Origin of the sequence: Kribbella sp. NBC_00709 (genome assembly GCF_036226565.1) — a bacterium.
GTDB lineage: Bacteria > Actinomycetota > Actinomycetes > Propionibacteriales > Kribbellaceae > Kribbella.
This window is the reverse complement of the sequence record NZ_CP108996.1, coordinates 3,775,491-3,792,277: the sequence shown is the minus strand read 5'-3', so window position 1 is coordinate 3,792,277 and position 16,787 is coordinate 3,775,491. Positions and strand designations below refer to the sequence as shown.

Here is a 16,787-nt window from a genome sequence, read left to right as displayed (position 1 = left end):
GCACCGGTGCGGTCTTGCCCCCGCAGTCCTACTGCCAGGAGAGGCGGGTTGGATCCCAGGTGCCAGTGGTTCGCTCGGCGTTCAGGATCTCGTCCAGGCAGGTGCTGCAGAAGGTCAGTGCAGCGTTCAGGTCCCAGTATTCACGCGGGTACTCAGCGAACCCGGCGGCGGACCGGGGGAAGCCGACGCCCCAGTCCTCGCTCGGCGCATGCACCTTGTTCGGCAGCGTCAACTGGCGGCGGCCGGCTTCCCGCCCGAGGACCGTGGTGAGCCGGGCGGCGTCGAGCGGGATCGCTGCAACGATCCGGACAATGTCGGCCAGGTCGCGGTAGCGGGTCGATGCTTCGTTACCGTCCGGCCCGTGCCGTTCGTACAGCGCGCAGATCTTGTCGGCGAGGTGGTGTTCGATCGGGGTGGTGGGGACAGAGGGCAGGTCTTGCAGGGTCTCGTGGTCGATGATCGGTTTGAGTGGCACCTGGTCGACCGGGGCATCGACGTGTCGCCGGGTCGTGAGATCGATGCTGAAGGACTCGAACTCTCGACCGCCCAGCAAGGCCCGCGCCTTCACCTTGGCGGTTTTGGTGCCATAACCGTAGGGGTCGGCCTCCCGCTGGATGGTCATTGAGTACAGCTCGAACTCGAACGGGTCGCCGTGATACGGACGACTGGACAGCTGCCGCAGTTCTGACAACGCATCTTGGGTACTGGTCCACGGCGTCTCGCGAGCGAGATCGAGATCCTGAGTGAATCGGCCGCCTCCGGTTCGGATCAGTAGCGCGTTGCCGCCCAGCAGCACCCACGGGGCGTCGGAGTCCTGAAAGATGCGGCTGAGGAAGATCGTGAAGATGTACTGCTTGCGGATCGGGTCAGCCGCGACGCCGCGGCTCATGGCCTCGCTGGCCAGCTTGGCCCCCAAGGACTGTCGCAACCGGTTCGCTTCCAGCTGAGTCAGCGGCTCCGCCATCGTCGATCTTCCTGTCCTGCCGGCGTGCGGCATCTCGTGTTCCGTCAGGGCGCGCTGCATTGACTAGGTGTTGAGTCGCCGAGGTGTAGTCGATCCTTTGCCCCAATTGGCGAAGTTGCTCGTCAACGGCCCGGCTGACGATGTCTTCGAACTGGGGAGCGAGTGCGCGGAGGAGCTTCTCCCGCAGCTCAGGGGCCGCCAACTCCAGAAGCCCGGTGTCAGGTCGGAAGCCAGCTGCCTTCAGGAACGCCGCGAGCATGGCGTTGCCGTCCGGAGATCCGAACCGCTCGGCCGCCGGCTCGAGCGCCTGTACGAGGGAACCGGACGTGACGTCGGTGGTGGCGACTGCATCGCGGACCACCGCAGCGAGGTGGTCGAAGTCGGTACCGCCGGTGGCCAGGTCGTTGACAGTGCGCGCGACGGATGTCACCGGCAGCCCATCAACCCACGCGACATCTCCGTCCAGTAGGTCGCGCTTGAGATACCGGATGTCCGGCTGCGTGGTCTGTCGACGTACGGCCGTACTGAACTCGTACCTGGAAGCCAGCACATCGCCGAGGCCGTACACGACTGCCGCGGACTCACCAGACACCACGGCCAGCGGCTGGTTGCCTGCCGGCTGGCTGCCGGTGGCTAGCCAGGCTGCGCGCAGACCCTGCAATGGTCCGGTGTCGGCGGAAGGGAGTGCATAGACGCCATGGCGAACACGCTGCACAGTTCCGCGCTCGGCAAGGCGGGACAGGTGCATCTTGGACACACCTGCCTCGTGGGCCTGGGCCGTCGTCACCAGTCCCCACTGGCTGGAACCAACCAGTTCCAGCGACTCCAACACGTCAACCGCACGCATCATTCTCACCTCCACACGCTTCAACAGTAACATCTAGACGTTACTTTCAAAGAAAGTAAGCGATGGATTCGTCACTTCTCAAGTATCCAGACCGCAGTATGGCGATCGGCCAGACCCGACCGACCGTGGGTCGGTAGGGTCTGAGGTACGGCGACGTCGACCTGCGCGCACACTCGGTGAATGAGTCGATCTACCGCCTGCTCCGCACGCCCGACCGGCAAAGCTGCTGACAAGATCGGCACAGCTCAGGCCGCCCGACGACTGGTGAATTGAATGGCTCTGTCCGAACTGGATGTTGCACGCGTGCAGCGATGGTGCGCCGCACGGGTTCCGGAGCAGGCTCGCGACCAACTGCGTATCGAGTGCGAAGTCGCTCCACGCCACCTAACGATCGTTGAACGGCGCCCGCCCTGGAACGACGACGTCCAGGCGGATTGGACCAGCTCCGCAATTGCTCGCTTGCGCTACAACGCCACTCATAAGTCGTGGACGTTGTACTGGGCCGACCGGCACCAGCGCTTCCACACCTACGACAGACTCGCCCCATCGCAGAGTATCGACGACCTACTGACCGAGATCGACCGCGACCCCACGAGCATCTTCTGGGGATGATCGGCGGTCGGCCAAGTTGGTTGGTCGTGCATCCCTCAGCCGCTTGGCGCAGCATGCCTGCGCGGGGCGTGTCGCGGAGACCGAGCGGAGCTGTCCACTCGAGGCACCAGGCCAGCCCAAGACCAGATCACGTACCTGGGCGATCAGCGCAGGACAGCCACAGCCAGCGAGATGAGCGCCAGGACGAGCGGGGTGAGCGCGTTGAACAGCATGGTCACGTTCTCAAGCGGGACTCGGGCAGATCGGCGGGTCTTCATCGCCTTGCAGCGCGGGCCGACGTCGTCATCGGTGGTCTCCGGGATTCGTGCCCGAGATCCCACTGCCCCGGGCTGGTACCCGTAGAAGGCAGGAAAATGGGTCGGTCTGTGACAACCGATCCAAGAAACTCACCAGAGTGCACGCTCGCCCGAAGCGGGAGGTGCCGGCTCCGCGCTCACCAGAGGTCGAGGTCGGCGAACTCTTCGTCCAGGGCAGTTGCGGCGGAGGGGTTGTGGATTCGGCGGCCCATGTAGACGTCTTGGGTTATGGAGACTTGGGCTTGGCCTAGGTGGTCGGCTATTTGACGGGCGGATTGGCCTCGGCGGTCTAGGGCGGTGGCTGTGGTTTTGCGGAAGGTGTGGGAGCGGATCCAGGTCAGGGCGTCTGAGGGTGAGGGTTGGGCTGCCTGGTCTACCTGGGCGCTCAGGCTGGGCGACGCGTCGAGGTTTATGCGGTAGATCTTGACGAGCGTGGCTACGAGTTCGCGGTCGAGCTTGATGCGGCCGTTCTCGATTAGCTCGAGTCTGGTCTTTGGCCAGCCGAGCTTCGTGACGACCTGCTTCCGGGTAAGGCCGGCTTGGAGGCGGGCGGATCGGAGGGTCTCGCCTAGGTCGCGGCGGGCGGTGCTCGCTACGGGGGACAATGCGCGGCGGAGGGCTCGGCGGACGTTGGACGGGTCGCGGAAGCCTCTGAGGGAGTCGGCGAAGATGGGTTCGTCGGGGTGGACGCCGGCTGCGTGGCGGCGGCCGAGCATGGTGACGGCCCAGTCGGGCAGGGGTAGGGCACGTACGCCTGCCCTGGACTTCGGGGCCTTGCGGATCAGGCCTTGGCCTGGAACGCGAACAACGGTGTGAGTGATTTGGACGGTGCCAGCTTCTAGGTCGACCTGCGACCACAGAACCGCGAGAGACTCACCGATTCGGACGCCTGTTCCGAGCATGAAGACGACGAGGTCCGGTAGGTCGGCGTGCCGGGCGGCTTCATCGGTGGTCAGCTGTTGGCGCAGGAGGGCGATCTCTTCGGTGGTCAGCGCTCGAGGCGGGTCCTTTGGACGGGCCTCGACTGCTTCGACCTCGCGGACCGGGTTGACGGTCAGGGCGCCGTACCGGACGGCGAGTTGCATCATCCCGGAGATGACCGCTCGGCAAGTCTTCGCGGTGGGGCGGCCGGCGTTGCGCTTGATGGTTCCGATCACTCTGTCGATGCGGGGCGTGGTTGCCTCACCGATCAGGAGTTCGCCGAGGGCAGGGCGTACGTAGTTCTTGATGGCCGTGCGGTACGTCGTCAGCGTCGTCGGTGATCGCCGGCCGTCTTCGATGCGTTCCTCTAACTTCTCGATCCAGAGGTCGATGAGGTCGTTGATCTTGTCGGTCGGGCTCAGCTCGCCGTACTGCGAGACCTTTGCCCGGTCTCGCAGCTTCGTTAATAGGCGGTGCTCGGCTGCGCCTTTGGTCTTGGCGGACGCGGTGACCTCGCGGGTATGTCCGTCGTGGTCACGGAAGTACGCGGACGCGCGCCAGGAGACCACCTTGCCCTCGACGTCCTTCCTCTGCGCACGGGATCGGACGTTGCCCCACGTTCCGATCGGAAGGTGCGGTCTGCTCATCTAGGCCCTCCACAGTCCAGCTGCACGTGGCAGCTCAACGTCTTGGCGGGCCGGGGATCGGACGAAACAGGAGTAGTGCGACACGATGCGATACGTCGCTCAGCAACGCGCCGCCAGTTGGGTGCGTGGAGCCGCCGAGCACTCTCAGACGGGCATGCATCGGCCACTGTGAGTATTGGCAGAGTTTGCGCAGACACGACTTTCACGGCCGAGGCGCCGATCTGCGCCTGACCTGCGGAAACTGGTAGGCCCCGTGGGACTCGAACCCACAACCCGCGGATTAAAAGTCCGCTGCTCTGCCAGTTGAGCTAGAGGCCCTCATTAGATGAGGGGAACAGTGTGTCAGGTTTGGGTTGGGATTGCTTGGGTGGGGTGGGCGGTGGGTGGTGACGGTGGGTAGTGGTGGTACTGCGGGGTAGGTCACGGAAGTGATGCGGTTTGGGGGGATCGGGGGCTGGGGGTCGCGGCTGGGTTGGGGGTGGTGGTACAGATCGGAACTTGCTCGGGGAGGCCGGGCGCTGACAATCCTGCCGCGGGGGGAACCGACGGCGGGTTGGGGGGAATTGTGTTAGGCATTCGTGCTGCGCTGGTGCCGGTTGTGGTGGTCCTGGGTGGGCTTGTTGTCGGGTGTGGGGCGGACTCGGGTACGGCGGAGCAGCCGGCTGCGATCGCTAGTTTCACGGTCAGCGCCACGCCGGAGTCTTCGGCGACGGTGAGCGAGCCGACGACTGGAACGACGCCGACGCCGAGCGCTGGACCGAGCGCGAAGGCCACGACGAGCACACCGGCCAAGAAGGCGGCGACGACCACGTCCAAGGAAGTTGTCGAGGTTCGGGTTATTCCGTTCAAGAAGAAGACGGTTACGGATGACTCGATGGCCAAGGGTGAGAAGACGGTTCGGACGAAGGGCGTGAACGGCACGCGTCGCCTGACCTATCGCGTGACGTTGGTGAACGGCGTACAGACGGCGAAACATCTGCTCCGGCAGGAGGTTGCCAAGGAGCCGCGTACGCAGATCACCGCGGTCGGCACCAAGGTTGACGAGCCGGAACAGTCCGGTTGCGACCCGAACTACTCGGGCTGTGTCCCGATTGCGAGTGACGTCGACTGTTCGGGTGGCAGCGGCAACGGGCCGGAGTACGTTGCCGGACCGATCGAAGTCATCGGCAACGACATCTACCGCCTCGACGCCGACCACGACGGGATCGCCTGCGAAAACTAGCCTGCAAACTTGCCCGCAGACTAAGGCGTGGCGAACACCTCGAGGTCGAGGACGACGGTCGGGCTGACCAGGAGCGACGTCAAGCCGTTCCAGTTGACCTGCCACTGGGCCCGCTCGATCGTCAGCCTGGCGGCGAAAGCGACGCCGTCCGCCGTGCCGACGAGCTCGAACGGAACCGTGACAGGATGCGTCACGCCCCGCATCGTCAGGTCACCCGTGACGTCGAACTTCGTCTCGTCGACCTGTGCGACCTTCGTCGAGACGAAGGTGATGATCGGGTACGCCGCCGCGCCGAGAAAGTCCTTGCGGAGTTGAGCATCGCGCCGTCGATCGCCCGTGTCGATGCTGTCGGCACGGATCGTGAGCTGCGCGCTCGACCTGCCGGGGTCGTCACCGTCCAGGTGTACGGCGCCCTCGAACACGTCGAACCGCCCGCGCACCCGGGTAGCCATCCGGTGCCGCGCGACGAATCCGATCCGTGTTCGCCCGGTGTCGAGCACGTAATCTCCGTTGAGCTCGCTCAGTCTCGTCGTAGTCGTCATACCGGGAACGACGAGGCAGCGAGTCGAAGTGTCAGCCGATGACCCCCGTGGTGATGCGCCGCGGGGTGATGTCGAACATGGAATCCTCCGGCGGGTCGGCCAGGTACGCCGCGCGGAACTCCGCCGGCAGGTACTTCTCCACCATCGCGTGCAGCAGGTCGTCGCTCAGCGGCAGGAGGCGGGCCACGCCCTGCATATTGAGGTACTTCGCGGTTGGTCCGTCAGCGGTCTGAACCGAGAGCGACAACTCGCCCGAGCCGGTGCGGTGCAGCCTGGTCTTCTTCGATTTCGCCGGCGTCATCACCTGAAACGTGTTGCTGTCGGGCAGGTGGTGGAACCACACCGGCGTCACATGCGGCGACCACCCCGGGTCGTCGATCGCCAGCACGGCCACCAACGGCTGCGCCAGGAACTCGGCTGCTTCGTCGTCCTTCATCGTACGAAAACCCATGTTTCCTCCACTTCTGCCGTCGACATGGACACTGCCATTACCCACCGACAGTTCTTGGCACACGAGGTCGGTCGGCCAGGAGTAGTACGACCAAGGTCCGATGGTCGGCGCCCGGTGTGGCGGGTGAGCATCTAGGCATGACAACTGATGAGCAGAACAGCGTGAACCAGCAGAGTGTCCGGACGGGTGGAGGGCGGTCGCGGCGGTACGTCGCCTGGGCGGGTGCCGGCGTGATCGTCCTCGGGGCGATGGCCGGTATCGGCACCGCAGCCTGGTCGGTCGACGACAAAGGCGGGCAGCAGAATCACCGGATCACCGAACCCGGCGACGACAAGGGTGGGCACGGTGAGCGGCGGTCGGGATCGTTGTCGGATGACGGAGCGGGACACCACTAGTCAGGGATCGTCGATTTAGGATCGGGCTACATCGACGGAGGGACTGGCGTGCTGACTTACCAGCTGACTTCGCGGGACTTGGCGGAGGTGCGGTTCGCGGTTTCGCCGGTTGCGGAGATGGTGTTGTCGATGCGGGCCTTGCGGGAGCCGGGGCGGTTTCCGTTGCAGTTGGGGTGGGTTCGGGCGGTGCAGCCTCGGGTGGCGGAGCTGGACTGGGACGTACTGCGGTGGCTGGTCAACGACACGATGGGCAGCCCGGACTTCCTGACGCCACGGCCGACGTCCCCGCTCACCCAGCTCGCCGACGAGCTCCAGCTGATCGGTGACGTGGACCACGAAACGTTCGAGCGGCAGTTCGCCGCGGTCCACGGTGAACTCCCCGACGACCTGACCATCGACAAGGTCGTCGAGGCGCTGCGGCAGTACTGGGCAGCGATGATGGCGCCGTACTGGGACCGGATGCGGACCCTCCTCTCGGCCGACATCAGCTATCGCGGGCACGTCCTCACCCAGCACGGGACCGGCGCGATGCTCAACGGACTGGGCCCGGCGATCAGTTACGCGGACGGCCTACTGAAGGTGGATCGAGTCGCCGCGAACAGCCGGACCGAGGCCGTCGACGGACGCGGGCTCGTGTTGCAGCCGAGCCTCTTCGGGCCGCACGCGGTGATCCCGTTCGACCCGGGAGCCGAACCGATACTGGGGTATCCGCCTCGCGGTCAGGCCAACCTGTGGTCCGTCGTCGAGCCGCCGTCGCAACAGGATCTCGCCCAGTTGATCGGTACGCCGCGAGCGCACATCCTCGAACTGCTGACCCATCCGCGCACCACGACCGACCTCGCCGGCGAACTGAAGGTGACGCCGTCGGCCGTGAGCCAGCACCTCCAACTGCTGCGCCGTACCGGCCTGGTCGAGCCGCAACGCACCGGCAAGCAGGTGCTGTACCGGCCAACGGAACTCGCGGCCCTACTGACAGGTGCCGGGGCCGACGCCGAACCCGGCGCGGACCTCGACTAGAAGCTGAGCTGTTGACACGGCGATCACCCACAGCGATAGTACAAATCGATTTGCATCGCGTCGTGGCAGCCGACGTCTCACCTACACCGCCCTGATTCAAGGAGTCGGCATGAGACGTAGTCTTGCCATCGTTCTCGGAGTTCTCCTCCTCTGCCTAGGCACCATCACCCCTGCCCACGCGGCGACGCTCGCCCTCACACCCATCACCCCTGGCAACGTGTTCACCGACGGCCAGGCGGTGAAGGTCGGTCTGAGCACCGACGCGTCGTCCGTCACCTGGTCCGCAGCCGACGTCAACGGCACGGTCGTCGCGACCGGCAGCCAGGCCACCGCGAGCACACTGCAGGTCTCGGTCACCAACCGCGGCTGGTACAAGCTGACCGTCCAAGCAGGCACGGTGGCCGCCCAGACGACCTTCGCGATCCTCAGCCCGCTCAGTACGGCGTCGGTCGCGGGCCTCACCACCAACCGGGTCGGCGATTTCGAGAACACCGCGGAAGGCTGGACCTACTATCCAGGCAGCGAATTCCCCGGCGCCACCGGGGGCTTCGCGCTCGACACCACCGACAACCACTCCGGCACCAGTTCCGGCAAGCTGTCCGGAAACTTCAGCGCCGGCGGTGCGTACGTCAGCGTCAACCGGACCCTCCCATCGGTCAACGCATCCAGCGTCAGCTTCTGGGCGAAGACCTCGAACCTTTCCTTCCTCACGTTCCGGATCACCGACTCCACCGGCCAGGTCCACCAGCAGCGCGTGACGTTGTCAGGGGCAACTGATTGGCAGCCGTTGAGCGTCACCCGGTTCGACGGCGGCAAGCAGTACGTCCACTTCGGCGGCGCGAACGACGGCGTCTGGCACGGCCCCGCCAAGGGGCTCGAGATCGTTCTCGACAAAGGCGCGATCACCGGCGCGACGAGCACCAGCCTGAGCCTCGACGACTTCACGCTCAACGCTCTCTCGAGCAAGCCGACCACACCGCTCGGCGACTACGAGAGCGCGGCGGAAGGCTGGTCGTTCTACCCCGGCAGCGAGTTCGCCGGCGCGACCGGCAGCCTCACCTACGACACCACGAGTCTGCAGGCCGGTGCCCAATCCGCCAAGCTCTCCGGGGACTTCACCGGCGGCGGCAACTACGTCGCCATCCAGCGCAATCTCGTCCCGGTCAACCTGACCGCGCTCAGCCTCTGGGTGAAGACCAGCCAACTGTCCGGCATCGGCCTCCGGATGACCGACGCGACCGGACAGGTCCACCAGCAACGCCTCACGCTGTCCGGATCGACGGCCTGGCAGCAGCTCAACGTCACCCGCTTCGACGGAGGCACCGCCTACCTGCACTTCGGCGGCGCCGACGACGGTGTCTGGCACGGCCCGGCGAAGGCGATCATGCTCACCCTGGACAAGAGCCTGATCATCGGCGGCGGTACGACGGCCGCCGTCAACATCGACGCGGTCGCAGCGACCACGCCCGCATCCGTGATGGGCGCGGGCACCCACTTCGGCGGATCGTGGAGCACGGACCTGGCGCCAGTGCTCGCGCAGTCCGGAGCCCGGGCCGGCCGCGACGAGGCCTATTGGGCCAGCGCCGAGACGACAGCCGGCACGTACGCCTTCCCCGCGAAGGTCACCAACTACCTGCAGGCCTACCAGAGCAACGGCATCGACCCCTTGCTCGTCGCGGACTACGGCAACTGCCTCTACGACTGCCCCGATCAGCTCTTCAACGCGCCGTACACCGACGCCGGCCGAACCGCGTTCGCCAACTACGCGAACGCTCTGCTGAACCAGTACCCGCAGATCCACAACGTCGCAGTGTGGAACGAGTGGGACAACAACGCCGCCGGTCCGGCGAACAAGACCCCCGACAGCTACCTCGCGCTCCTCAAGGCGACGTACACGAAGCTCAAGGCAACCCATCCCGATGTCACCATCGTCGCCGGCGGCGATACGGACGTGACGCAGCAGGCCTGGTTCCAGACGTTCTGCCAGCTGGGCGGGCTGAAGTACCTCGACGTGGTGTCCATCCACCCGTACAACTTCCTCCACGCGCCCGAGGGGCTCGGCGCCGCGATCGACCAGGTCCGGGCGACGATCCGGCAGTACAACGGCGGCGTGGACAAGCCGATCTGGATCACCGAGGCCGGTTGGTACACCGGCTCCGGCAGCGCGGTCCCGGTCGACGAGCCCACCCAGGCGACGTACATGGCGCGCGCGATGCTCAACGTCCCCGGGCATGACGTCGACCGGTTCTACATGTACGACTTCAAGAACGACGGCATCGATCCGGCCGCGTCGGAGAACAACTTCGGGCTCGTGCACAACGAGGCCGACGCGCTCGGCAAGTACACCCCCAAGCCGTCGTACGTCGCCTACGCGACCGCTGCCCGTCAGCTCCGCGGCGCGACGTTCCTCGGCAAGGAGAACCCGGGCAACGGCCTGATCGATCAGGTGTACGCGGCGAACGACGGTACGCCGTTCCGCGCGATCTGGGCCGCATCCGGGGCGAACACGACGGTGACGGTCAACGCGACCGGACCCGTCCAGGTCACCAGCCTGTACGGCCTGACCAGCACGCAGACACCCAACGCGAGCGGCCAGATCACGGTCACGGTCGGCGTGTGGCCGACGTACATCTCGGGCTCGACGGTGACCTCGGTGACCGCGCCCTAGGCGGATTCCCGCGGTACGACGGAAGGCGCGAACAGGATGCGCTGCGGCAGGCCGGCGGCCGTCCCCGCCAGCCTGCCCAGCAGGACACGGCCGACCGCGCGACCCTGCTCGCGCGGATCGCCCGCGATCGTGGTCAACGACGGCGAGATCAGCGCGGCGGCCTCGATGTCGTCGAAGCCCATCACGGCGAGGTCGTCGGGTACTCGAAGGCCGCGTGCCCGGGCGACGTCGAGCGCGCCGATCGCGACCATGTCGTTCGTACACAGCACCGCCCGGGGCGGTTTCCGCAGCTCGAGCAGCTTCTGCAGACCCGCCGTACCGCCGGCGCGGGAGAACTCCTCGCGCACGATCAGCCGGCTGTTGAACCGCAGCCCGGCCGAGGTGAGCGCGCGGCGGTAGCCCTTCACCCGGTCGGCGGGTGGTCCGTCCCCGGACGGGCCGGTGATGAAGCCGATCCGGTGATAGCCGCGGCCGATCAGGTACCGCGTGGCGATCTCCCCCGCCGCGAGATCGTCGGACGTCAGTACGTCGATCCCGGCCGACGCCCGCCGCCCGCCCATCAGCGCTACCGGGATCCCCGCCTCGACAGCGGCCGCGACGTCGCTCGCCTTGCTGTAGTAGCCGGCGAACACGATCGCGTCGACGCTGCGAGTCACCATCCGCGCGACGAGGTCCTTCTCGGCGTACGGCGACCCGTCGGTGTTGCCGATCAGCACCTGGTACCCGGGCTCGCTGACCACGTCGAGCAACCCGCGCGCGACCGACGGGTAGAACGGGTTCGTGATGTCGGGCACGATCAGCGCGATCGTCTGGGTCCGCTGCATCCGCAGGCTGCGCGCGAGCTGGTTCGGCTCCCAGCCCAGCTCGTCCATCACCGACCGCACCCGCGCCCGCGTCACCTCCGACACGTGCCGCCGCCCGGACAGCACATGCGAAACCGTCGTCGGACTGACTCCCGCCCGAGCGGCCACGTCCGAGATCGCAACCCGCTTCGCCAAGACGCTCCCCTCCCCGCACTTTTGGTCACGATAGCCGCCCCGCGTGGCCGAGACGCTATAGTCGAGACGTCCGCGGGAGCTCGCCGGGAGTGGGCTGAGAGGGTGACTACGCCGTCACCGACCGCTGAACCTGAATCGGGTAATTCCGGCGTAGGGAGGAAGCGCGATGGAATCCGTCTGGGTGAACGGTACGGCGATCGACGTACCGGCCGGCAAGTCCGTGGCCGAGCTGATCACGGAGTACTCCGATCGCACCACCGGGATCGCGGTCGCGGTGAATCAGACCGTGCTGACCAAGGCCGAGTGGGCGCAGACCGCGTTGCAGCCCGGCGACCGGGTCGAGATCGTCAGCGCGACGCAGGGAGGCTGAGATGGATGATCCACTGGAGCTCGGCGGGCGGACGTACACGTCCCGGCTCATCATGGGGACCGGCGGTTCGGCCAGCCTGGAAGTGATGGAGGAGGCATTGATTGCCTCCGGCACCCAACTGACCACGGTCGCGATGCGTCGGCTCGGCACCGGGCACGAGGGCTCGGTGCTCGATGTGCTCAAGAAGCACAGCATCGACGTACTGCCGAACACGGCCGGCTGCCACACCGCGGCCGAGGCCGTGCTGACGGCGAAGCTGGCCCGGGAGGCGTTGGAGACCGACCTGATCAAGGTCGAGGTCGTCGCCGACGACCACCTGCTGCTGCCCGATCCGTTCGAGCTGCTCGATGCCGTGGAAACGCTGGTGGCCGACGGTTTCACCGTGCTGCCGTACACGAACGATGATCCGATTCTCGCCCGCCGGCTCGAGCAGGCAGGCTGCGCGGCCGTGATGCCGTTGGCCGCACCAATCGGTTCCGCGCTCGGCATCCGCAACCCGCACAACCTCGCGCTGATCGCGGAAGCGGCGAACGTTCCGGTCATCGTCGATGCCGGGATCGGTACGGCGAGCGACGCCGCACTGGCGATGGAGCTCGGCTGTGACGCGGTCATGCTCGCGACCCCGGTCACCCGCGCGGAGAAGCCCGCGCTGATGGCCGCCGCGATGCGCGACGCCGTCTCCGCGGGCCGGGCCGCACGCCTCGCCGGCCGGGTCCCGCGCCGCTGGCAGTCGGCGCTCGCGTCGTCGCCTACAGCTGGGCTGCCAACGTTCTAGCCTCGGCCCGGTCTACAGGCCGATCCAGTAGGAGTGCGGTGAGCGACAGCGACAGCTCCTGATTGGGTTGCAACGTCAGCGGGCTGTCCCACGCGAGCGCTGGGCACGCGCCGACGTACCCCTCGACGCGGAGGAACCACGGCCGCACGTCGTCGGGCTGCACCAGCATCAGTGTCACGTCGCCCTGGACGAAGGCGAGCCAAGGGCTCACCGAGCCGAAGGCGGCGTCCAGGCCTTCACCGTCGGCTGAGAGCACCGTCGTCTCGGCCGCGGGCAGTCGCCAGAAGATCCCGCCGTACGCAGCGCCTTCGCGACCGGACGTGGCTGGGCTTTCGATCTGCAGCGAGCCGTAGCGGGCAGTCAGGACGCTGCGCCAGTCGAGTCGCCATCCGCCTGCGCTGAGTCCACCGAGGAGACGACGGCGCTCGACCAGCTGCGGTCGCCCTTGTTCGTCGTACCAGGTGATGTCGTCGATCAACTCGTCACCGTTGGCCGTGACGCCGCGGCTGCGTTGCTGGCCATGGTTCGTCAGGAGGGTCGGGCCCTGCTCGCGGACGTAGGTCCGGCCGCCCCAGTGTGAGGTCCCGTTGACCATCGGCACGGCTAGCGAGACGCCGTAGTGGTGCCGATGGTCGACCGGACTGACCTCGGTCAGCGGGTGTCCGCCGAGCGTGCGGACCGGGTGCAGGTACGGCCGTGGTGCGTGTACTTGCGGCATCCGTCGACCGAACTCGTACCGCGCCAGCAGCCCCGAATCGCTCCCCAGCGCAAAGATGTCACCCTGCTGCTGCCATCCGACGCGGCCTGCCGACGTACCGCCGTGCAACCGCGGCTCCTGTGGCACCGGCCCAGTGCTCGCACGCACCGCCAACCGCAGCTCCGGTACGGCGTCCGCATCGCCGTTCGGTGCAGCAATCGACGCGTGCAACCGCCGCCACGCCAACTCCCCAAGATCCTTCTGCGGAACGCGGACCGTAGTCAGCGACGGTACGGCGAACCGCGCGAGCCCGATGTCGTCCATGCCCGTCACCGACAGATCAGCCGGTACGGCGACGCCGACCTCGTTGAGCCTGGCCAGCAAACCGAACGCGACCAGATCGTTGAACGCGACCACCGCGGTCACGTGCGACTCCAGCACCCGTTCAACCGCGGCGTACCCGTCCTCGATCGAGCGGCCGCACTCGAGCCGGACGAGCTCCAGCCCTGGGATCTCCCGCTCGGCGACGTCGAGCGCCCGCACCCGGAGCGTGTTGGACGCGCTTGCCGCCGGCCCCGACAGGAACGCGAGCCGCCGATGGCCCAGACCGACCAGGTGATCGACGACGATCCGGACGGCGCGGCCGTAGTCGACGACCACCGACGAGACCTCTTCCGGCCCCTGCCGGTTGACGAGGATGACCGGCTGCACCTGCGGCAACAGCTCGAGCAGCCGCTCCTCGTCCAACCGCGGCGAGACCATGATCAGCGCGTCGCACCGCCGCCGCGCTTCGATCGCGATCTCCGCCTCGGCGGCCGGGTCCTCGTCGGTCTCGGCGACCAGCACGCGGTAGCCGGCCGCCGCGGACGCGTTCGTGATGCCACGCAGGATCTGCTGGAACAGCGGGTTGCCGAGGTCGGGGACCACCAGCGCGACCATGTTCGTCCGGCCGAGGGACAGGCTGCGGGCCAGGTCGCTGGGCCGGTAGTTGAGCCGGTCCGCCGCGGCGCGCACCCGGGCGACGATCTCGGGCGCGACACTGAGCCGGCCGTTCATCACCCGGGACACGGTCGCCCGCGACACCTCCGCCGCCCGCGCGACGTCGGCGATCGTGATCGAGTCCTTCGGTGTCCGGCCCACCTCCGTATCCTCTCCCGACGGAAACCGGTTTCTCAACCCCTGTCCGGGTATATCTGACGCATGAGCAAACTGGAGTATCCGCGTGCGGTCGGAGTTGCCCCGGGCAACGGTTACAGCCATGTGGTGACCGGTCACGGGCAGTGGGTGGCGATCGCCGGACAGGTCGCGCTGGACCCGGACGGGAAGCTCGTCGGCGTCGGCGATCCGGGCGCCCAGGCCGAGCAGGTGTTCGCGAATCTCGAGCGCTGCCTGGCCGGCGCCGGCGCGACCTTCGAGGACGTGGCGAAGATGACGATCTTCGTCACCGACATGGCGAACATGCCGGCGATCCGGGCGGTGCGCGACCGGTACATCCCCGGCACCAAGCCGGCCGCCTCCGCCGTCCAGGTAGCCGCCCTCTTCCACCCCGACGTACTGCTCGAAATCGAAGTCTTCGCGATCGTCTAACGCAGCAGGTCGACGGATAGGCGGGCGGCTTCGCCGATGGCGGTGTCTACTCGGGGCTGGCGGTTGTCGCCGCGGGCGGCGAGGGTGAAGACGGCGATGGCGAAGGATGCGCCGCCCGGGAGGGTGACCACGCCGACCTCGTGGCGCAACGCACCGAACGTCCCGGTCTTCCCGGCGACGCGTACGCCGTCGTGCGGGAAGCCGGACGCCATCCGGTGCAGGAACACCTGCTGCTGCATCGTCGCCTTGACGAATTCGGTCTGCTCCGGTGACAGCAACTCCCCCGACCACAACCGCTGCAGCAACAGCGTCATGTCGCGGGCGGTGCTCGCCGATGCGTTCACGGCTTCGTAGATGCCAACCGGATCGGTCCGGTCGTTGTCCGCGAGTACGGCGAGCGCCGCGTCCGGATCGTTCGTCCTGGTACGGCGTTGCAGGTCGAGCAGATTGCCCGCCGTACCCCGGCGTACCCGGGTCCGACGCAGGCCGAACGACTCCAGTAGTTCGGCCAGCCGCGGCAACCCAACGATGTCGAGCAGCGCGTCCGCCGACGCGTTGTCGGAGACCGTCATCATCGACAGCGCCAGATCCCGCAGCGATGCCGTGACCGGATCCGCGAACACCGACAACCCGGTCGGCCCGGCCGTCTTCGCCGACGGGTCGAGTGTGATCTGCTCCCGTGGATCCACCTCACCGAGGTCGACGAGCCGGCAGAATCCGGCCAGCAAGGGCAGCTTGTACACCGAGGCCAACGGCACGATCCCGTCCGCGTCGACCTCGACCATCGACTCGGGCTCGTCGAGCGCGATCGCATGCAGCCAGCCGCGTACGCCGGCGTCCTCGAACACGCCCCGGATCCGGGCGTTCACGACGCCACCAACGCTTCGGTCAGTTGCGCCATCACGTCGTTCGGCCGGAGGAACGGCATACGAGTCCTCGACCAGACGAGGCGGAGCCGCAACGGCAGCGGATCGTCGGCCAGCCGGTGCCGCGTCACGCCCGGCGCTGTCAGCGCAGGGTCCGCGGTCACCACGATCGCCTGTCCGGCGGCGGCCATCGCCAAGCCGGCTCGCTCGTCGGTCACGACGACTGTGCCGCCGGTAGGTCGATGCAGGGCGAGCGTGTCCAGGAACAGATCGCGTGCCGCCGGCGCCTCGGTCCGCGGCCGGACCGCGACCGGCAGCCCTTTGAGCTGGCGCAACCCGACGACCTCCCCATCCACCGCCCCGGCCGGCGCAAGCGCCCAGGTCGGAAGCAGCGAGACCGGGCCGGCTTCCAGTCCGTCGAGTACGACGGGATGCAGTACGGCGGCCATCGTCAGCCGGCCCGTGTTCACCTGGTTGATCAGCGAACTGGTCGAGGCAGTCACCACCGTGACGCGGCTGCCTGGGATCACTGCACCGGAAGCCGCTGCCACCGCAGCGCCGGCCGCGGGCGGGACCTCAGGCGCGAGACCGAGCCGGATCTCCGGTCCCTCCGGATCGCGGGCGACCGCGGCCTGGTGCAACTCCTCGATCGAGGTCAGCGCGCGGCGCGCGTACGGCAGGAGCGCGACGCCGGCGGGGGTGAGCTCGACCTGGCCGGCGCCCCGTTCGAAGAGCTTGGCGCCGACGAGCGCTTCGAGGCGGCGCAGACCTTGTGACAGCGGCGGCTGGGTGATGCCGACGACCCGAGCCGCGTCCCCGAAGTGCTGCTCCTCGGCGAGCGCGATGAAGATCTGCAGATGCCGTTCAGTGAGCATGACGTGACTGACCTGCAGTGATATCCCCAGACAATCG

General features: G+C 67.4%; 18 protein-coding genes, 1 tRNA gene and 1 riboswitch. Of the genes, 8 read left to right on the top strand and 11 right to left on the bottom strand.

The annotated features are described in order from the left end of the window. Positions 1 to 28 precede the first annotated feature (28 nt). Together OHA18_RS18685 and OHA18_RS18680 are read right to left on the bottom strand one after the other, a co-directional pair. Positions 29 to 889, bottom strand: coding sequence for a nucleotidyl transferase AbiEii/AbiGii toxin family protein (locus OHA18_RS18685; RefSeq protein WP_329005398.1), 861 nt, complete (start codon positions 887 to 889; stop codon positions 29 to 31). After that, a complete protein-coding gene (locus OHA18_RS18680; protein ID WP_329005397.1) occupies positions 867 to 1,811 on the bottom strand; it encodes a type IV toxin-antitoxin system AbiEi family antitoxin domain-containing protein in 945 nt (314 codons plus the stop codon). Before OHA18_RS18680 ends, OHA18_RS18685 begins: the two co-directional genes overlap by 23 nt. Positions 1,812 to 2,084: 273 nt before the next feature. On the opposite strand from OHA18_RS18680, the gene OHA18_RS18675 reads away from it, so the two are divergent. Continuing rightward, positions 2,085 to 2,423 carry a DUF3024 domain-containing protein gene (locus tag OHA18_RS18675; RefSeq protein WP_329005396.1) on the top strand — a complete coding sequence of 113 codons (339 nt, stop codon included), beginning with the start codon at positions 2,085 to 2,087 and terminating at the stop codon, positions 2,421 to 2,423. A gap of 143 nt (positions 2,424 to 2,566) precedes the next feature. On the opposite strand, the gene OHA18_RS18670 is transcribed toward OHA18_RS18675, so the two are convergent. The 3 genes from OHA18_RS18670 to OHA18_RS18660 all read right to left on the bottom strand — a co-directional run bounded on the left by OHA18_RS18670 (position 2,567) and on the right by OHA18_RS18660 (position 4,605). Next, on the bottom strand, positions 2,567 to 2,743 hold the full coding sequence (locus OHA18_RS18670; RefSeq protein WP_329005395.1) for a hypothetical protein: 177 nt from the start codon (positions 2,741 to 2,743) through the stop codon (positions 2,567 to 2,569). 113 nt (positions 2,744 to 2,856) lie between these two features. After that, on the bottom strand, positions 2,857 to 4,287 hold the full coding sequence (locus OHA18_RS18665) for a helix-turn-helix domain-containing protein (RefSeq protein ID WP_329005394.1): 1,431 nt from the start codon (positions 4,285 to 4,287) through the stop codon (positions 2,857 to 2,859). Between the two features lie 242 nt (positions 4,288 to 4,529). Then, a tRNA-Lys gene (locus tag OHA18_RS18660) sits at positions 4,530 to 4,605 on the bottom strand. 271 nt (positions 4,606 to 4,876) lie between these two features. Here OHA18_RS18660 and OHA18_RS18655 point away from each other — a divergent pair. After that, entirely contained in the window at positions 4,877 to 5,509 is a 633-nt protein-coding gene (locus tag OHA18_RS18655; RefSeq protein WP_329005393.1) for a G5 domain-containing protein, read from the top strand. A gap of 20 nt (positions 5,510 to 5,529) precedes the next feature. Here OHA18_RS18655 and OHA18_RS18650 read toward each other — a convergent pair whose 3' ends face one another. Beyond that, entirely contained in the window at positions 5,530 to 6,051 is a 522-nt protein-coding gene (locus tag OHA18_RS18650; protein ID WP_329005392.1) for a YceI family protein, read from the bottom strand. 31 nt (positions 6,052 to 6,082) lie between these two features. Next, the gene (locus tag OHA18_RS18645; RefSeq protein WP_329005391.1) at positions 6,083 to 6,502 is read right to left on the bottom strand and encodes a pyridoxamine 5'-phosphate oxidase family protein; all 420 of its coding nucleotides are present in this window, start codon (positions 6,500 to 6,502) and stop codon (positions 6,083 to 6,085) included. 137 nt (positions 6,503 to 6,639) lie between these two features. Between OHA18_RS18645 and OHA18_RS18640 the strand changes: the two genes are divergently transcribed. The 3 genes from OHA18_RS18640 (at position 6,640) to OHA18_RS18630 (ending at position 10,582) form a co-directional block, all read left to right on the top strand. Continuing rightward, positions 6,640 to 6,897: a hypothetical protein gene (locus tag OHA18_RS18640; protein WP_329005390.1), complete on the top strand. Its 258-nt coding sequence runs from the start codon at positions 6,640 to 6,642 to the stop codon at positions 6,895 to 6,897. Between the two features lie 48 nt (positions 6,898 to 6,945). After that, entirely contained in the window at positions 6,946 to 7,914 is a 969-nt protein-coding gene (locus OHA18_RS18635; RefSeq protein ID WP_329005389.1) for an ArsR/SmtB family transcription factor, read from the top strand. 109 nt (positions 7,915 to 8,023) lie between these two features. After that, the gene (locus OHA18_RS18630) at positions 8,024 to 10,582 is read left to right on the top strand and encodes a glycosyl hydrolase (RefSeq protein WP_329005388.1); all 2,559 of its coding nucleotides are present in this window, start codon (positions 8,024 to 8,026) and stop codon (positions 10,580 to 10,582) included. Here OHA18_RS18630 and OHA18_RS18625 read toward each other — a convergent pair. Beyond that, the gene (locus OHA18_RS18625; protein WP_329005387.1) at positions 10,579 to 11,580 is read right to left on the bottom strand and encodes a LacI family DNA-binding transcriptional regulator; all 1,002 of its coding nucleotides are present in this window, start codon (positions 11,578 to 11,580) and stop codon (positions 10,579 to 10,581) included. The two genes, OHA18_RS18630 and OHA18_RS18625, sit on opposite strands and share 4 nt — an antisense overlap. Before the next feature lie 62 nt (positions 11,581 to 11,642). Further along, a riboswitch (TPP riboswitch) is annotated at positions 11,643 to 11,754 on the top strand. On the opposite strand from OHA18_RS18625, the gene thiS reads away from it, so the two are divergent. Both thiS and OHA18_RS18615 read left to right on the top strand, forming a co-directional pair. Next, entirely contained in the window at positions 11,747 to 11,950 is a 204-nt protein-coding gene (thiS, locus tag OHA18_RS18620; RefSeq protein WP_329005386.1) for a sulfur carrier protein ThiS, read from the top strand. Its footprint overlaps the riboswitch before it by 8 nt. Before the next feature lies 1 nt (position 11,951). Further along, positions 11,952 to 12,725, top strand: coding sequence for a thiazole synthase (locus tag OHA18_RS18615; protein ID WP_329005385.1), 774 nt, complete (start codon positions 11,952 to 11,954; stop codon positions 12,723 to 12,725). Here OHA18_RS18615 and OHA18_RS18610 read toward each other — a convergent pair. After that, positions 12,700 to 14,562 (bottom strand): DUF6807 family protein, encoded by a 1,863-nt coding sequence (locus tag OHA18_RS18610; protein ID WP_329005384.1) that lies wholly within the window; start codon positions 14,560 to 14,562, stop codon positions 12,700 to 12,702. The two genes, OHA18_RS18615 and OHA18_RS18610, sit on opposite strands and share 26 nt — an antisense overlap. A gap of 60 nt (positions 14,563 to 14,622) precedes the next feature. Here OHA18_RS18610 and OHA18_RS18605 point away from each other — a divergent pair, with 60 nt between their 5' ends. Further along, positions 14,623 to 15,009 carry a RidA family protein gene (locus OHA18_RS18605; protein ID WP_329005383.1) on the top strand — a complete coding sequence of 129 codons (387 nt, stop codon included), beginning with the start codon at positions 14,623 to 14,625 and terminating at the stop codon, positions 15,007 to 15,009. On the opposite strand, the gene OHA18_RS18600 is transcribed toward OHA18_RS18605, so the two are convergent. Further along, the gene (locus tag OHA18_RS18600; protein ID WP_329005382.1) at positions 15,006 to 15,878 is read right to left on the bottom strand and encodes a serine hydrolase; all 873 of its coding nucleotides are present in this window, start codon (positions 15,876 to 15,878) and stop codon (positions 15,006 to 15,008) included. The genes OHA18_RS18605 and OHA18_RS18600 overlap by 4 nt on opposite strands. Continuing rightward, entirely contained in the window at positions 15,875 to 16,750 is an 876-nt protein-coding gene (locus tag OHA18_RS18595; RefSeq protein WP_329005381.1) for a LysR family transcriptional regulator, read from the bottom strand. The genes OHA18_RS18600 and OHA18_RS18595 overlap by 4 nt, the downstream gene beginning before the upstream one ends. Positions 16,751 to 16,787: the final 37 nt, after the last annotated feature.

What these genes read in the sequence shown, in the direction of transcription:
- OHA18_RS18685 (WP_329005398.1), bottom strand. Translation starts at nt 889, where the DNA reads ATGAGCCGCGGCGTCGCGGCTGACCCGATCCGCAAGCAGTACATCTTC.
- OHA18_RS18680 (WP_329005397.1), bottom strand. Translation starts at nt 1,811, where the DNA reads ATGCGTGCGGTTGACGTGTTGGAGTCGCTGGAACTGGTTGGTTCCAGC.
- OHA18_RS18675 (WP_329005396.1), top strand. Translation starts at nt 2,085, where the DNA reads ATGGCTCTGTCCGAACTGGATGTTGCACGCGTGCAGCGATGGTGCGCC.
- OHA18_RS18665 (WP_329005394.1), bottom strand. Translation starts at nt 4,287, where the DNA reads ATGAGCAGACCGCACCTTCCGATCGGAACGTGGGGCAACGTCCGATCC.
- OHA18_RS18650 (WP_329005392.1), bottom strand. Translation starts at nt 6,051, where the DNA reads ATGACGACTACGACGAGACTGAGCGAGCTCAACGGAGATTACGTGCTC.
- OHA18_RS18645 (WP_329005391.1), bottom strand. Translation starts at nt 6,502, where the DNA reads ATGGGTTTTCGTACGATGAAGGACGACGAAGCAGCCGAGTTCCTGGCG.
- OHA18_RS18640 (WP_329005390.1), top strand. Translation starts at nt 6,640, where the DNA reads ATGACAACTGATGAGCAGAACAGCGTGAACCAGCAGAGTGTCCGGACG.
- OHA18_RS18630 (WP_329005388.1), top strand. Translation starts at nt 8,024, where the DNA reads ATGAGACGTAGTCTTGCCATCGTTCTCGGAGTTCTCCTCCTCTGCCTA.
- thiS (WP_329005386.1), top strand. Translation starts at nt 11,747, where the DNA reads ATGGAATCCGTCTGGGTGAACGGTACGGCGATCGACGTACCGGCCGGC.
- OHA18_RS18615 (WP_329005385.1), top strand. Translation starts at nt 11,952, where the DNA reads ATGGATGATCCACTGGAGCTCGGCGGGCGGACGTACACGTCCCGGCTC.
- OHA18_RS18605 (WP_329005383.1), top strand. Translation starts at nt 14,623, where the DNA reads ATGAGCAAACTGGAGTATCCGCGTGCGGTCGGAGTTGCCCCGGGCAAC.
- OHA18_RS18595 (WP_329005381.1), bottom strand. Translation starts at nt 16,750, where the DNA reads ATGCTCACTGAACGGCATCTGCAGATCTTCATCGCGCTCGCCGAGGAG.